At 65.6% G+C, this 14,123-nt stretch carries 12 protein-coding genes; 8 read left to right on the top strand and 4 right to left on the bottom strand.

Features of this window, described 5'->3' with window-relative positions:
• The 3 genes from EN742_RS08165 to EN742_RS08155 form a co-directional block, all read right to left on the bottom strand.
• On the bottom strand, positions 1-2,103 hold a 2,103-nt coding region (locus tag EN742_RS08165), incomplete at its 3' end, for an efflux RND transporter permease subunit (RefSeq protein WP_148670051.1).
• The gene (locus EN742_RS08160) at positions 2,100-3,182 is read right to left on the bottom strand and encodes an efflux RND transporter periplasmic adaptor subunit (protein WP_126056690.1); all 1,083 of its coding nucleotides are present in this window, start codon (positions 3,180-3,182) and stop codon (positions 2,100-2,102) included. The genes EN742_RS08160 and EN742_RS08165, both read right to left, overlap by 4 nt.
• Positions 3,179-4,318 carry an efflux RND transporter periplasmic adaptor subunit gene (locus EN742_RS08155; protein WP_127404983.1) on the bottom strand — a complete coding sequence of 380 codons (1,140 nt, stop codon included), beginning with the start codon at positions 4,316-4,318 and terminating at the stop codon, positions 3,179-3,181. Before EN742_RS08155 ends, EN742_RS08160 begins: the two co-directional genes overlap by 4 nt.
• 262 nt (positions 4,319-4,580) lie before the next feature.
• On the opposite strand from EN742_RS08155, the gene EN742_RS08150 reads away from it, so the two are divergent.
• The gene (locus EN742_RS08150) at positions 4,581-5,858 is read left to right on the top strand and encodes a 4-aminobutyrate--2-oxoglutarate transaminase (protein WP_127404984.1); all 1,278 of its coding nucleotides are present in this window, start codon (positions 4,581-4,583) and stop codon (positions 5,856-5,858) included.
• On the opposite strand, the gene EN742_RS08145 is transcribed toward EN742_RS08150, so the two are convergent.
• Positions 5,855-7,105, bottom strand: coding sequence for an FAD-dependent oxidoreductase (locus EN742_RS08145; RefSeq protein WP_127404985.1), 1,251 nt, complete (start codon positions 7,103-7,105; stop codon positions 5,855-5,857). The genes EN742_RS08150 and EN742_RS08145 overlap by 4 nt on opposite strands.
• Before the next feature lie 434 nt (positions 7,106-7,539).
• On the opposite strand from EN742_RS08145, the gene EN742_RS08140 reads away from it, so the two are divergent.
• The 7 genes from EN742_RS08140 to tsaB form a co-directional block, all read left to right on the top strand.
• Entirely contained in the window at positions 7,540-8,829 is a 1,290-nt protein-coding gene (locus tag EN742_RS08140; protein WP_127404986.1) for an imelysin family protein, read from the top strand.
• Between the two features lie 109 nt (positions 8,830-8,938).
• Positions 8,939-9,250: a (2Fe-2S)-binding protein gene (locus tag EN742_RS08135; RefSeq protein WP_126056686.1), complete on the top strand. Its 312-nt coding sequence runs from the start codon at positions 8,939-8,941 to the stop codon at positions 9,248-9,250.
• A complete protein-coding gene (gene bfr / locus EN742_RS08130) occupies positions 9,216-9,701 on the top strand; it encodes a bacterioferritin (RefSeq protein ID WP_126056685.1) in 486 nt (161 codons plus the stop codon). Before EN742_RS08135 ends, bfr begins: the two co-directional genes overlap by 35 nt.
• 12 nt (positions 9,702-9,713) lie before the next feature.
• On the top strand, positions 9,714-11,321 hold the full coding sequence (locus tag EN742_RS08125) for a di-heme oxidoredictase family protein (protein ID WP_127404987.1): 1,608 nt from the start codon (positions 9,714-9,716) through the stop codon (positions 11,319-11,321).
• Complete coding sequence (locus EN742_RS08120; protein ID WP_127404988.1) at positions 11,321-12,400, top strand: imelysin family protein; 1,080 nt, start codon at positions 11,321-11,323, stop codon at positions 12,398-12,400. The genes EN742_RS08125 and EN742_RS08120 overlap by 1 nt, the downstream gene beginning before the upstream one ends.
• Before the next feature lie 3 nt (positions 12,401-12,403).
• Positions 12,404-13,519: a DUF1513 domain-containing protein gene (locus EN742_RS08115; protein ID WP_127404989.1), complete on the top strand. Its 1,116-nt coding sequence runs from the start codon at positions 12,404-12,406 to the stop codon at positions 13,517-13,519.
• Positions 13,520-13,658: 139 nt separating this feature from the next.
• The coding region (gene tsaB / locus EN742_RS08110) for a tRNA (adenosine(37)-N6)-threonylcarbamoyltransferase complex dimerization subunit type 1 TsaB (protein ID WP_128332646.1) at positions 13,659-14,123 on the top strand (465 nt) is incomplete at its 3' end.

Here is a 14,123-nt window from a genome sequence, read left to right as displayed (position 1 = left end):
GTTCCAGTCGAAAGTGGGCGCCGCCAGCTGCGGGTTGGCGGAGATGATGCCGGCGAACTCCTGCGCCAGGTCCCGCACCGTCTGGATGTCGGGACCGCCGACACGGTACTGCACCGGGCGCCCGACAGGCGGCCCGAGCTCGAGCGGCTTGACGAAGGCATCGGTGCCGACGAACTCCTCGCGCAGCAGCTTTTCCAGCGCCGGCTTGACCCGGTTTCGCGCCTCGATGCTCTTGGTGACGATGACCGTCTGGCCGAAATAGGGATTGGCCGGCTGCACGTCATAAGCCAGCAGGAAGCGCACCGCGCCCTGGCCGATATAGGATGAGAAATGGTCGATATCGGGATTGCCGACCAGCGCGCGCCCTTCGAAGCGCTCCATCTGGTCGCGCGTCTCGGTGATCGATGAATTCTGCGGCAGGTTCCAGTCGACGATCAGCTCCGGCCGGTCGGACGGCGGGAAGAACTGCTGCTGGACGAGGCCGAAGCCGGCGATGGAGGCCGCGAACAGCAGCACCGTCGCGATGATGGTCAGCCAGTGCCGGCGCACCGAAAGGACCAGCACGCGCCGGAACATCGAGGTGAAGCGTCCGGGCTGGTCATGATGCTTGGCCTTCATCGTCGCCGGCAGGATGGTGACGCCGAGCAGTGGCGCGAACAGCACCGCCACGATCCATGACACCAGCAGCGACACGGCGATGACGACGAACAGCGTGAAGGTGTATTCGCCGGCGGCGCTGTTGTTGAGGCCGATCGGGATGAAGCCGGCGACCGTCACCAGCGTGCCGGTCAGCATCGGGAAGGCGGTCGAGGTGTAGACGTAGGTCGCCGCCTTGCGCAGGTTGTCGCCGACCTCCAGCCGCGCCACCATCATCTCGACCGCGATCATGGCGTCGTCGACCAGCAGGCCGAGCGCGATGATCAGCGCGCCCAGCGAGATGCGCTGCAGCGAGATGCCGAGATAGGCCATGACGGTGAAGGTGATGGCGAGTACCAGCGGGATCGACAGCGCCACGACGAAGCCGGCGCGCATGCCGAGGCTGATGAAAGACACGGCAAGCACGATGGCCACCGCCTCGAACAGGGCGCGGGTGAAGCCCGATACCGCTTCCTCGACGATCACCGGTTGGTCGGCGACCAGATGCACGCCGACGCCGACCGGCAGGTCGGCCAGCACCTTGTTCATCTCCTCGTGCAAGGCCTCGCCGAACTGCAGCAGATTGGCGTTGGGCTTCATGCCGATGGCGAGCGCGATGGCATCCTGGCCGTTGAAGCGGAACAGCGACGTCGGCGGGTCGACATAGCCGCGCCTGATCGTCGCCACGTCGCTCAGCCGGAAGAAGCGGTCGTTGACGCGCAGGTTGATGGCGCGCAGGCTCTCTTCCGAGGTGAACTGGCCGCCCACGCGCACGCTGATGCGCTCCGGTCCGGACTGGATGACGCCGGACGGCGTGATCGCGTTCTGCGCCTGCAGGCTGGCCACGATCGCCTGCTGGTTGAGGCCGAGTGCTGCGATCTGGCGGGTCGAGAATTCGAGGTAGATCGCCTCGTCCTGGGCGCCGACAAGGTCGACCTTGCCGGCGTTCGGCACGGTCAGGATCTTGGTGCGGACATCCTCGACATAGTCGCGCAGCTGGCGCGGCGTCAGCCCGTCGGCGGTGAAGGCGTAGATGTTGCCGTAAACGTCGCCGAAACGGTCGTTGAAGAACGGCCCGACCACGCCTTGCGGGAACTGCGACCAGATGTCGTTGACCATGTTGCGCACCTGAATCCACGTCGGCACGACATCGCGCGCCTTGGTGGTGTCCTTCAGGTTGACGAAGATGACGGTCTTGCCGGCGGTGGTGACGGATTTGGTGTAGTCGAGGCTGTCGAGCTCCTCGAGCTTCTTCTCGATGCGATCCGTCACTTGCGTTACCGTCTCGTTGACGGAGGCGCCCGGCCAATTGGCCTGGATCAGCATGGTCTTGATGGTGAAGGCGGGGTCTTCCTCGCGGCCGAGGTTCAGATAGGCAGACACGCCGGCCGCGACGAAGACCAGCATGAAGTACCACACCAGCGAGCGATGGTTGAGCGCCCAGTCGGAGAGGTTGAAGCCCTTCATATGGCTCCCCCTTCTTGTAGCTTGACCTGCTGACCCTCGGTGAGGCTGTGGACGCCCGCGGTGACGACGCGCATGCCAGCCTCGAGCCCTTCGGTGACGGTGAAGGTGGCGGCGCTTTTGGCGGCCACCTTCACCTCGTGCGCGCTGACGCTCGACGTCTTCGGGTCGACGATCCAGACCTTGGCGGCCCCGTCCTTCTCGAGCAGCGCCGATAGCGGCAGTTCGATCGTCGGCGTGACCTTGGTCATGCGCGTCGCCGTCACCGTCGAGCCGAGCCGGAACGCTATCGGCGGGTCGGTGAGCGTCAGCCGGACACGGCGGGTGCGGGTCGAGCCCTCGGCCTGCGGCGCCATCTCGCGCAGCTTGGCCTCGGTCTGGATGGTCGGCAGCGATTGCAGGATGACCTGGAACGGCGTGCCGGCGGCGAGATCGCCGGTGAGCCGGTCGGGGATGTCTACCACCGCCTCGCGCAGGTCCGAGCGCGCCACGGTGACCACCGTCTGGCCGGGCGACACGGTCTGGCCGACCTCGGCGCCGACGGCGGTAACGACGCCGTCGAAATCCGAGAACAGGCGCGCATAGCCGAGCTGCTCCTGCGATTTGGCAAGCGAGGCCTTGGCCCGCTCGACGCCGGCCTCGGCCGCTTTGCGCGCCTGCTGCGCGGCATCGAAGACGGCCTGGGTGGTGTTGGCGGCGGCCAGCAGCTGGCGCTGGCGCTCCTCGCTGGCGGCGGCGTTGGCGAACTGCGCCTCGGCGTTGGAAAGCTCGGCCTTGGCCGCCTGCACCGCAAGCTCCAGCGCCGTCGGGTCGAGGGCTGCGATCGTCGTGCCCTTGGTGACGATGTCGCCGACCTTGACGTCGCGGGCGACGACACGGCCGAGCAGGCGGAAGGAGAGGTCGGCGCTGACTTGCGGCTCGATCGAGCCGGCGAAGCCGAAGGTCTGGATGGTGCGCGGCTCGATCACCACCGACAGCACCGGCCGGATGATCTCCGGCGGCTTGTCTTCCGATTGCGAACAGCCGGCAAGCGGCGCAAGCAACAGCAGGGCGGGCACAAGCATGCGCGGCAGCCTTTTCATTGGCCTGCTCCCGCGATCTCGATCGCCTGTCCGGGGCTGAGCAACTGGCCGCCATTGGTGACGACGCTCTGGCCGGCCTCCAGCCCTCTGCTGATGACGACCACGCCGGAATCATAGGCCAGCACCTCGACCGGTGTCGTCGCAGCCGCCTTGCTCGATGGGTCTACCACCCAGACCGCCGGCTTGCCGTCAGTCGAGGTCAGCGCCTGCCAGGGCAGCAGGATCGCCTTGATCGGCTTGGCGCTGGCCGAGCCGATCACGGCCGCGCCCAGCGGCATGGCGGCGGGCGTGTCGGGAATGGCGACCTTGACCCGGATCGATCCCGAAGCCGGATCGACCGCCGGCGAGATCTCGCGCACCTTGCCCATCGCCCTGACCTGCGGGTCGGACAAGAGCGTGATCGTCACCGCCGGCGTTTGCGGCGTCCGCGCGACCAGCGTTTCCTGGACGTTGAACACCGCGTCGCGATCGCCGTCCTCGGCGATGGTGAAGACGGTCTGCGCCGCCTGCACCACTTGCCCGGCTTCGACCTGGCGGGCGGTGATGAAGCCCGCCGCACCGGCCTTGAGCTCGGTGAAGGACAAGTTCTCCTTGGCATTCGCGAACGCGCTTTGCGCGGCATTGACGCTGCCTTGCGCCACCTTAAGCGTCTGATCCGCCGTGTCATAGTCGCGCCGCGTGGTGAAACCCTGGCCGAGCAAGATCTTCTGGCGCTCGAAGGCTGCGGCGGCCTGCGTCAACTGCGCCTGCGCCGCATCGAGGTTGGCCTGTGCCGAGCGCAGGTCGGATTCCTGCTCCTGCGGATCGATGCGGGCCAGCACCGCGTCCTTGTCGACATGCTGGCCGACATCGACGAGCCGCTCGGCGATCCGGCCGCCGACCCGGAAAGATAGGTTGTTCAGCGTGCGCGCGGCGATCACGCCGGTCAGCGAGGTCCGTGGCGCGTAGTCGGCGATCCTGACCGTTTCGGCGCGCACCATGATCGGCAACTTCTTTGCCGCCGCCTCTTGTTTCTGGCACCCGGCGAGCGCCAGTCCCGCCAAGGCGCAGACGAGCATCGTGGAGCCAGGAAAAGACAACAGATTGAAGGCGTTGACCGGAAGCGTCGGGGCGGAAGGTGTCGCGTTCCTGCTCATGGTTCCCTCAACCGCGCGGGCCGCTCCCTGCGACGGATGCCGCGGACAATCGCGAGGATAATCGATCCCCCCAAAAAGGAAACCTCTGTCGTACGCGTATGGGCGGACTGGTCAAATTAGGGGAACCGCGTGACGGCAGGCCCAATCGACCGGCACTGGTGTGGGCTTGAGGAAAAGCTGAAATGGGGCCAGAACGGATTTCAACGGCATCAAACGAGAACGGGCCCCTATCTCGATGAGGGATGGCCCGATGAGGGACGAGATGAAGAATTCAGCCATTTCCGAACGCAAGAACCAGTCGATCTCGCGCGGCGTCGGCATGACCACGCAGATCTATGCCGATCGCGCCGAGAACTCGGAAATCTGGGATGTCGAGGGCCGCCGCTACATCGACTTCGCGTCCGGCATCGCCGTCGTCAACACCGGCCACCGCCATCCCAAGGTGATCGAGGCGGTCAAGGCGCAACTCGATCGCTTCACCCACACCTGCCATCAGGTCGTGCCCTATGAGAGCTATGTCAGGCTGGCCGAGCGTCTGAATGGCCTGCTGCCCGGCAAGTTCGACAAGAAGACGATCTTCGTCACCACCGGCGCAGAGGCGGTGGAGAACGCCGTCAAGATTGCCCGCAACGCCACCGGCCGCCCGGCCGTCATCGCCTTTTCCGGCGGCTTCCACGGCCGCACCTTCATGGGCATGGCGCTGACCGGCAAGGTGGTGCCCTATAAGGTCGGCTTCGGCGCCATGCCGGCCGATGTCTTCCACGCGCCGTTCCCGGTGGCGCTGCATGGCGTAACGGTCGCCGATTCGCTCGCCGCCCTCGACAGGCTGTTCAAGGCCGACGTCGATCCCGCCCGCGTCGCCGCCATCATCGTCGAACCGGTGCAGGGCGAGGGCGGCTTCTATGAGGCGCCGCGCGATTTCATGACTGCGCTGCGCAAGGTCTGCGACCAGCATGGCATTTTGCTGATCGCCGACGAGGTGCAGACCGGCTTTGCCCGCACCGGCAAGATGTTCGCCATGGAGCATCATGACGTCGCGCCCGACCTTACCACCATGGCCAAGAGCCTGGCCGGTGGCTTCCCGCTGTCGGCGGTCACTGGACGCGCCGAGATCATGGATGCGCCCGGCCCTGGCGGACTTGGCGGCACCTATGGCGGCAGCCCGATCGGCGTCGCCGCGGCCAACGCCGTGCTCGACGTCATCGAGGAGGAAAAGCTCTGCGACCGCGCCAATGCGCTGGGCAGCAGGCTGAAACAGCGACTGCAGTCGATCCGCGAGGACGTGCCGGAGATCGTCGACATCAGGGGTCCCGGCTTCATGAACGCGGTCGAGTTAAACGATGTGAAAAAGGGCCTGCCCTCGGCCGAAATCGCCAATGCGGTGCGGCTCAAGGCGCTCGACAAGGGCCTGATCCTGCTCACCTGCGGCGTCTACGGCAACGTCATCCGCTTCCTGTCGCCGATCACCATCCAGGATAGCGTCATGAACGAGGCACTGGACATTCTGGAAAGCTCGATCCGCGAGGCACGTGTCGCCTAACCGGTTGCCCTGGCGGGCTCCTCCTGAAACGCGGCCAGCGCCGCCTTCATCGCATCGGGCCCGCCGGCAACGGCCTGCGGTGCGGGCGAAAAGCCGGCCCCCAGCATCTTGCGGCCGAGCATATGATCGCCGGGGCGGTTGACGGATTCGATGCCGAGCAGCCGGCTGCCCGCATAGTGATAGATCGAGAACTTGTTCTCGGTGAGGTCGCCCGCCACGACATGGCTGTCGCCGCCTGAGGTCAGTCCGACCATCTGCAGCTTCATGTCGCCGATATCCGACCAGAACCACGGCACTGCCGAATAGGCGTCGGCATGGCCAAGGATGGTGCGCGCGGCGAGCCGCGCTTGGTCGGTGGCGTTCTGCACCGATTCCAGCCGCACATCGGCGCCGGTGAACCAGTGCCGGTAGGAGGCCGCATCGCCGATGGCGAGGATATCCGGCGCCGAGCTGCGCATCTGCTGGTCGACGCGGATGCCGTTGGCGACCGTGATGCCGGCGGTCTCGGCCAGTTCGACATTGGGCACCACGCCGATACCGATGATGACCATCTGTGCCGGCAGCCTTTCGCCGCCGGAGATGATCGCGGCCGAGACGCGGCCGCCTTTGCCCTCCAGGCCGACAACGGTGGTGCCGGTATGGATCCGCACGCCGATCGCTTCCAGGCGCTGCCTGACATGGCTGGCGATGACCGGCGCCACGGCCCGCCCGAGCAGCCGGTCGACGGCTTCGACCACAGCGACATTGCGCCCGGCCGCGCGCAGCGTCGCGGCGATCTCGAGCCCGATGAAGCCGCCGCCGAGGATGACGACATCCTCGCATTGGGCGCTGAGCTCGCGGATCAGCCGCGCATCGGCGAGCGATCGCAGCGACACCACGCCGGAGAGCTCCGAGCCCTGCAGCTTGAGCAGGCGCGGCCGGGCGCCGGTCGCCAGGACAAGGTGATCGAAGGCGAGCGATCCGCCGCCCGATACCCTCAGCCTGTGGGCGTCGGCTTCGATGGCCTCGATGCGGACGCCCGGCCGGTAGTCGATGGCGCTGCCTGAATAGAAGGCTTCGCCGCGCAGGGGCTGCGGCTTTGCGTCTGGGTCCTTGATGAAGGTCTTCGAAAGCGGCGGCTTGTGGTAGGGCAGTTCGCTCTCGTCGCCAATCAGGATGACCGGGCCGTCGTAACCCTCCTCGCGCAGGCTCGCCGCCGCCTGCACGCCAGCGTGACCCGCACCGACAATGACCACCCCGTTCTTCATCGCAGCCCTTTTTGCGCCCAAATCTAGGATATTCCGCCACGTGGCGATTGTCTGCCGCCGTCGCAAGAGCCCCGGTCCGGGTCGCACCCGGAATGGTCGCCTGTCAATCGCCGCATTCCATGATTACGTCGCATCGGCAAAGGCTTAAAGTTGATAGTTGTAGTTTAGAATTATTCTAAACAGTTGTTTCAATTGAATTTTCTTGGGTGGACCTGTTGACTTCCAGCCCCTTCGCCGCTTTATGGAGGCTCGCGCGGCAAGCGCATCCTTTGATGTCTGGGCCTTGAACCCTTTCGATTGGAGGCATTTCGGTGTCTGTCTTCCACGAACCGCGCAACGGCGCGGTCCATGTTGTGCCCGGCGGCATGCCCATGCCTCGTCACGGGCTGGCACGCGCGCCATTTAGCGAATTCCCAAGGAACTGGAGAACGATGATGACAGCACGTAATGGCGGCAGGGTCGCTGCGATCTGCGCGACTGCCGCGCTGACGGCGGCGGTGTTTGTGCTGCCGGCCAAGGCCGAAACCGACGCCAAGGCGGTCATCAAGACCTATGCCGACATCGCACTCGCCAAATACGAGGATTCGCTAACCACGGCGCAGGCCCTCGACAAGGCCGTCGACGCGCTGCTCGCCAAGCCTTCGGCGGACACGCTGAACGCCGCTCGCGAAGCCTGGAAGGCATCGCGCGTTCCCTACCAGCAGACCGAGGTCTACCGCTTCGGCAACAAGATCGTCGACGACTGGGAAGGCAAGGTGAATTCCTGGCCGCTGGACGAAGGCCTGATCGACTATGTCGCCAAGAGCTACGGCAGTGAGTCCGACACCAATTCGCTCTACACCGCCAATGTGATCGCCAGCAAGGAGATCGAGATCAACGGCAAGAAGGTCGACGCCTCGAAGCTGTCGCCGGAATTCCTTTCCGGCACGCTGCAGGAGGCCGACGGCGTCGAGGCCAATGTCGCGACCGGCTATCACGCCATCGAGTTCCTGCTCTGGGGCCAGGACCTGCACGGCACCGGTCCCGGCGCCGGCGAGCGGCCCTACACGGACTATGACCTCGCCAACTGCACCGGCGGCAATTGCGACCGCCGCGCCGAATATCTGAAGTCGGCGAGCGGCCTTTTGGTTTCCGACCTGCGGGAGATGGTCAACAACTGGAAGGAAGACGGCGCCGCCCGCAAGAACCTGGTCGATGGCGACGCCAACGCCGGCATTTCGACCATCTTCACCGGCATGGGTTCGCTGTCCTATGGCGAACTCGCCGGCGAGCGCATGAAGCTCGGCCTGCTGCTGCATGATCCGGAAGAGGAGCACGACTGCTTCTCGGACAACACCTACAACTCGCACCTCTATGACGCCGTCGGCATCCGCGCCGCCTACCACGCCAGCTACACGCGCCTCGACGGCACGGTCGTTTCCGGACCTTCGGTATCGGACATGGTCAAGGTCGCCGACCCGGCGATCGACAAGGAGCTGTCTGATAAGCTCGATGCCTCCGTCGCCAAGATGCAAGCGATCAAGGCGCGCGCGCTGGCCGGCGAGGCCTATGACCAGCAGATCGCCGAGGGCAACACCGAAGGCAACGCCACCGTGCAGGCGGCGATCGATGCGCTGATCGACCAGACCAAGTCGATCGAGCGCGCCGTCGGCTCGCTGAAGCTCAACAGCATCGCCTTCGAAGGCTCCGACAGCCTCGACGCGCCGGACAAGGTATTCAAGTAAGGCGCGAGCATACTCCTAAAAAGTGGAAGCCGATTTTTGGACAAGGTCATGCTCGAATGAGAAACAAGCCAAACGGCGCCGGAGCGGCGCCGTCAGCCAGGGCAAGTGAATGCTGATCTGCCATTGCAACATCATCACCGAGAAGGAGATCGAGCAGACGATCGTAGGGCTGCTGGATGAGGATCCCTGGCAGCTCATCGTGCCGGCCAAGGTCTATCATGCCATGCGCAAGCGCGGTCGCTGTTGCGGCTGCTTCCCAAATGTGGTGGAAACGATCATTCGGGTCACCGAGCACTACCACGCCCGCTCTGAGGCGAGCGGCGCCGACATCGTTTCACACCTGGACCGCGTCAGAGGCTTGCGCGGCCAATACGGGAGCAGAACCCATGAAAGGCGAACCGCAGGTCATCGAGCGGCTTAACGAGGCCCTGTTTCTGGAGCTGGGGGCCGTCAATCAGTACTGGGTCCACTATCGCCTGCTCGAAGACTGGGGCTACACCAAGCTGGCGAAGAAGGAACGGGCGGAATCGATCGAGGAAATGCAGCATGCAGACCGGCTCGTTGCCCGCATCATTTTCCTTGAGGGGCATCCGAACCTGCAGTCCGTGGCGCCGCTGCGCATCGGCCAGAACGTGAAGGAAGTGCTCGAATCCGATCTTGCCGGCGAGTATGACGCGCGCACCGCCTATAAGCGCTCGCGCGAGATCTGCCAGGAGGCCGGCGACTACGTGTCGATGAAACTGTTCGAGGAACTGCTTGCCGACGAGGAAGGTCACATCGACTTCCTCGAGACGCAGCTCGACCTGCTCGCCTCGATCGGCGAGGAGAAATACGGCCAGCTCAATGCCGACTCGGCCAACGAGGCGGAGTAAGGACATGCGGGAATGCGGCGCCGCCTAGATTTCCTGCGCCGCTCGCGGTGGGCCGAAGGCTCGCCTTCCTCGCCTTCCAGGGAAAGCTCGCTGGCCTGGCTGGTTCGCGGGCTTTCTCTCATTTCCGTGATGGCCACCGCTTCAGCGCTGGCTGGAGACCCGCTGCCCGCAGACCTTGCCGCCACGCGCAGCGATCTGACGCCAAAGGACCTGGCGCGCGTCATCGCCGTCACCAGGCCAACCGCGGACTTCTCCAAACCCGAGTCATTCGAGCTGATGCAGGGTGGCGCCGGCACGTCGCGCAAGGACGTCAACCGCGACGCCTTCTCCCAGCCCGCCGCCAACATCACCTTCGAGGAGGAGGGCAACTTCAAGCTCGGCAATGCGCTTTTCCGCAAGAACTGGGTGTCTTCGCCGTCCTCGACGCAGGCATCGGACGGGCTTGGGCCGCTGTTCAACGAGCGCGCCTGCCAGAATTGCCATCTGAAGGACGGCCGCGGCCGCCCGCCGGCAGGTGGCGCCGGCACCACCTCGATGTTCCTGCGCCTGGCGCGCGATGCAAGCAGCGAGCAAGAGAGAGCCGAGCTTGCCGGTCACAAGCTGCTAAACTTCCCCGATCCGGTCTACGGCTCGCAACTGCAGGGGCTGGCGGTAGCTGGCCTCAAGGGCGAAGGCCGCATGCGCGTCGACTACCAGGAAGAGAAGGTGACGCTCGCCGGCGGCTCCGTGGTCTCACTGCGCAAGCCGGGCTATTCCGTCGACGGCCTCGGCTACGGTCCGCTCGATCCGCGCACCACGCTGTCGCCGCGCCTGACGCCGCCGATGATCGGCCTTGGCCTGATCGAGCAGATCGCGCCCGCCGACATCCTCGCCCATGTCGATCGGGACGATCGCGACGCCGACGGTATCTTCGGCCGGCCGAATATTGTGCGTGATGAGTTGAGCGGCGAGGTGACTTTGGGCCGCTTCGGCTGGAAGGCGCAGACCGCGTCGATCCGCGAGCAGGCGGCGGAGGCCTTTGCCGGCGACATCGGCATCTCGACGCCGGAGGCGCCGAAACATTGGGGCGACTGCACGGAGGCCGAAAAGGCCTGCCTTGCCATGCCGAACGGCGTGCAGCAGCGGCTCGGCCCGGTCGAGGCGCCGCCGCCGGTCATGGATCTCGTCACCTTCTATTCGCAGAACCTTGCCGTGCCGGCCCGGCGTGACATCGATAACCGCCAGGTGCTGGCAGGCAAGAAGCAGTTCTACGAGATGGGCTGCATTTCCTGCCATACGCCGAAATTCGTCACCTTGCGCGGCACGCCCAACAAGGCGCAGGCCTTCCAGTTGATCTGGCCCTATTCCGACTTCCTGCTGCATGACATGGGGCCGGGCCTCGCCGATGGACAGCCTGTCGGCGACGCGACCGGCAGCGAATGGCGCACGCCGCCGCTGTGGGGCATCGGCCTGACCGGGACGGTCAACGGCAATATGTTCTTCCTGCATGACGGGCGCGCCCGCACCCTCGCCGAGGCGATCCTGTGGCATGGCGGCGAGGGGCAGAAGGCGCGCGACCGCTTTGCCGCCGCCGATGCTGCCGATCGCGATGCGCTGGTCAAATTCCTGGAGTCCCTGTGATGTCGAAGCGTCTTGCGGTTGCTCTCCTCCTTCCCCTGGCGCTGTTTGGCGTTTCCCCGGCATCGGCCGAGGTGAAGGCCTCCGCTGTCATCCAGCGGGCGATCGATGGCTTTATCCGCCCTGCCTATGCCAGCCTGCACGACCATGCCGGCAGCTTGACCAAGGCCATGCGGACGCTGTGCAATGCGCCGTCGCAAGGCAGCCTCGAGGCGGCGCGTGTCGAGTTCTCGGCCACGGTGGAGGCCTGGTCATCGGCTGAAATCATCGCTTTCGGGCCGATCAGGGAGAACAACCGGCTGGAGCGCATGCTCTACTGGCCGGACCGCAAGGGTATCGGCCTGAAGCAGGTGCAGGCGGCATTGGCCGGCAAGGACCCGACCGCCACCGATCCGGCGCAACTGGCGGACAAGAGCGTCGCCATGCAAGGGCTCGGCGCGCTCGAGTTCGTGCTTTACGGCGACGGCGCCGACGCCCTTGCCGGCAAGGACGATCCCTATCGCTGCGGCTACGGCGCGGCCGTCGCCGGCAATATCGAAACGATGGCCGCCGAGGTTGATGTGGCGTGGAAGCAGCCGGACGGATTTGCCGCGCTCTGGGCCAACCCGGGACCGCAGAACGCGCTCTACCGCGACGGCACCGAAGCGGTGACCGAGTTGGTCGGCGTCTTCATCAACGAGCTGGAGATGGTCCGCGACGTGCGCCTCAAAGGGTTCCTGGGCGGCAAGCCGGACGGCGACAAGCCCAGGCAGGCGATCTATTGGCGCTCGCAAAACACGACGAATTCCCTGGCTGGCAATCTGTCTGGCATCGACGCGCTGTTCGAGGCCTCGAAACTGGGCGATGCGCTTCCGGCCGACGCGCAATGGATGGCCGAGTCCATCCACATCCAGCTCGCCAATGGTGTTGCGACCGCCAAATCCGTCACCGGTCCGATCGACAAGGCGCTCGCCGATCCGGAGCTGCGAGACAAGCTTGATCATTTCGCGCTGATCACCTCGAGCCTGACGACCTTGATCGGCACTAGGCTGACCGCCGAATTCGGCCTGACCGCCGGCTTCTCCTCGCTGGATGGGGACTGAGCGATGATCTTGCCCCGCACGCCGCTGATCGACCGCCGCGATTTCCTGCGGGCCGCCGGCGCCGGCTTCATCGCCGGGATGGCGCCGCGGGCCTGGGCAAAGACGCTTGATGCCGACGCGGTCTTCGCCACCGCCTTCGTCAAGCGCGACGGCAGCTATGGCGCCGCCGTGCTGTCCGAGGCAGGCAATGTGCTGCATGCGATCGATCTGCCCGACCGTGGCCACGATGTCACCTTCGATCCGATCTCGAAGCGGTCCGTGGTCTTTGCCCGGCAGCCCGGCACCTTTGCCGTGGTTTTCGATCACACCCGTCGCGACAAGCCGCTGACCATCGCAAGCGTCACCGGACGACATTTCTTCGGCCACGGCGTCTTCTCGACCGACGGCGCGCTGCTCTATGCCACCGAGAATGACTTCGACAACGCCGCCGGCGTCGTCGGCGTCTATGACGCGCGCTCAGGTTTCGGGCGCGTTGGCGAATTCCCGACCTACGGCATGGGGCCGCATGAGTTGCTTTTGCTCGGCGATGGCCGGACGATCGCGGTCGCCAATGGCGGCATCGAGACCCATCCGGATTACGGCCGCGCCGAGCTCAACATCGCCACCATGAAGCCGTCCTATGTTCTGGTCGACCGCATCACCGGCGATCTGATCGAAAAGCACGAATTGCCGTCGGCTCTGCACCAGCTGTCTATCCGGCACATGGATCGCGACCAGTCCGGCACGGTCTGGTTCGGCTGCCAGTATCGCGGCCCGGCGACCGACCGGCCCCTGCTGATCGGTCGCGCGGCGCGCGGCCAGGACCTGCAGTTGCTCGACGTGTCGCAGGATGTGCTCGCGGGCTTCCGCAACTATATCGGCTCGGTCGCCGCCAATCCGGCCGCCGGCACGGTCGCCGTCACATCGCCGGAGGGCAATTCGCTCGCCGTCATTGACGCCGCCAGCGGCCGCATCGTCGCCACCAGGGCGCTGGTCGAGGTCTGCGGCCTGGCGCCTGACGGTTCGGGCTTCATGGCCACGACCGGCAACGGGGAGATCGTCGAGGGCAATGGCACGATGCGCTCCGAGCCCGACTATGTCTGGGACAACCACATGCTGCGCATCGCACAGCCGGCGTAGCCACCGCGATTGTTGGAGGGACGTTCTCGACCCCGGTCATGCCAAGCCGCATAACAAATATCCACCTTGCCCCTTGCAGGGACGGGCCGTGGCGGGCACAGGGAATTGTTTTTTCGACCCAAGGCATTAACTGGCCACCATGAAGCTGCTTGCCATCGACTGTGCCGCCTCTCTCTGCGCCGCTAGCGTCTATGACACGGCGGCGGAGAGCGAGCTTGGCCGCCAGGTGCTCGACCTCGGCAAGGGTCATGCCGAGCATCTGATGGCGGTCATCGACGCGGCGCTGAAAGCGGCGAAGACCCGCTACACAGGCCTCGACGCCATTGCCGTCTCCGTCGGCCCGGGTTCCTTCACCGGCCTGCGCGTCGGCGTCGCTACGGCGCGCGGCCTGGCGCTGGCGCTGAAGATCCCGGCAATCGGCGTGACCACGCTCGAGGCCCTGGCGGCGGAGGCGGCCGCGTCCTTTCCCGGTCGTGCCGTGCTCGCCGCCCTCGACGCCGGGCGCGAGGAGATCCATGTCGCCGCCTATGACAAAGCGTTAGTTTTGACTTACGGTCCGGCGGTGGCCACGCTCGCGCAAGCCACCGCCATTGCCGTGGAGACG

Source organism: Mesorhizobium sp. M4A.F.Ca.ET.020.02.1.1 (assembly GCF_004022645.1).
Lineage (GTDB): Bacteria > Pseudomonadota > Alphaproteobacteria > Rhizobiales > Rhizobiaceae > Mesorhizobium.
The sequence above is the reverse complement of the archived record's forward strand: the minus strand, read 5'-3'. Positions and strand labels throughout refer to the sequence as shown.

Bases quoted from the DNA above. Each gene is read 5' to 3' on its own strand.
- EN742_RS08145 (WP_127404985.1), bottom strand. From the start codon at position 7,105: ATGAAGAACGGGGTGGTCATTGTCGGTGCGGGTCACGCTGGCGTGCAG.
- EN742_RS08125 (WP_127404987.1), top strand. From the start codon at position 9,714: ATGCGGCGCCGCCTAGATTTCCTGCGCCGCTCGCGGTGGGCCGAAGGC.
- EN742_RS08115 (WP_127404989.1), top strand. From the start codon at position 12,404: ATGATCTTGCCCCGCACGCCGCTGATCGACCGCCGCGATTTCCTGCGG.
- EN742_RS08150 (WP_127404984.1), top strand. From the start codon at position 4,581: ATGAAGAATTCAGCCATTTCCGAACGCAAGAACCAGTCGATCTCGCGC.
- EN742_RS08140 (WP_127404986.1), top strand. From the start codon at position 7,540: ATGACAGCACGTAATGGCGGCAGGGTCGCTGCGATCTGCGCGACTGCC.
- EN742_RS08160 (WP_126056690.1), bottom strand. From the start codon at position 3,182: ATGAAAAGGCTGCCGCGCATGCTTGTGCCCGCCCTGCTGTTGCTTGCG.
- EN742_RS08120 (WP_127404988.1), top strand. From the start codon at position 11,321: ATGTCGAAGCGTCTTGCGGTTGCTCTCCTCCTTCCCCTGGCGCTGTTT.
- EN742_RS08135 (WP_126056686.1), top strand. From the start codon at position 8,939: ATGCTGATCTGCCATTGCAACATCATCACCGAGAAGGAGATCGAGCAG.
- bfr (WP_126056685.1), top strand. From the start codon at position 9,216: ATGAAAGGCGAACCGCAGGTCATCGAGCGGCTTAACGAGGCCCTGTTT.
- EN742_RS08155 (WP_127404983.1), bottom strand. From the start codon at position 4,318: ATGAGCAGGAACGCGACACCTTCCGCCCCGACGCTTCCGGTCAACGCC.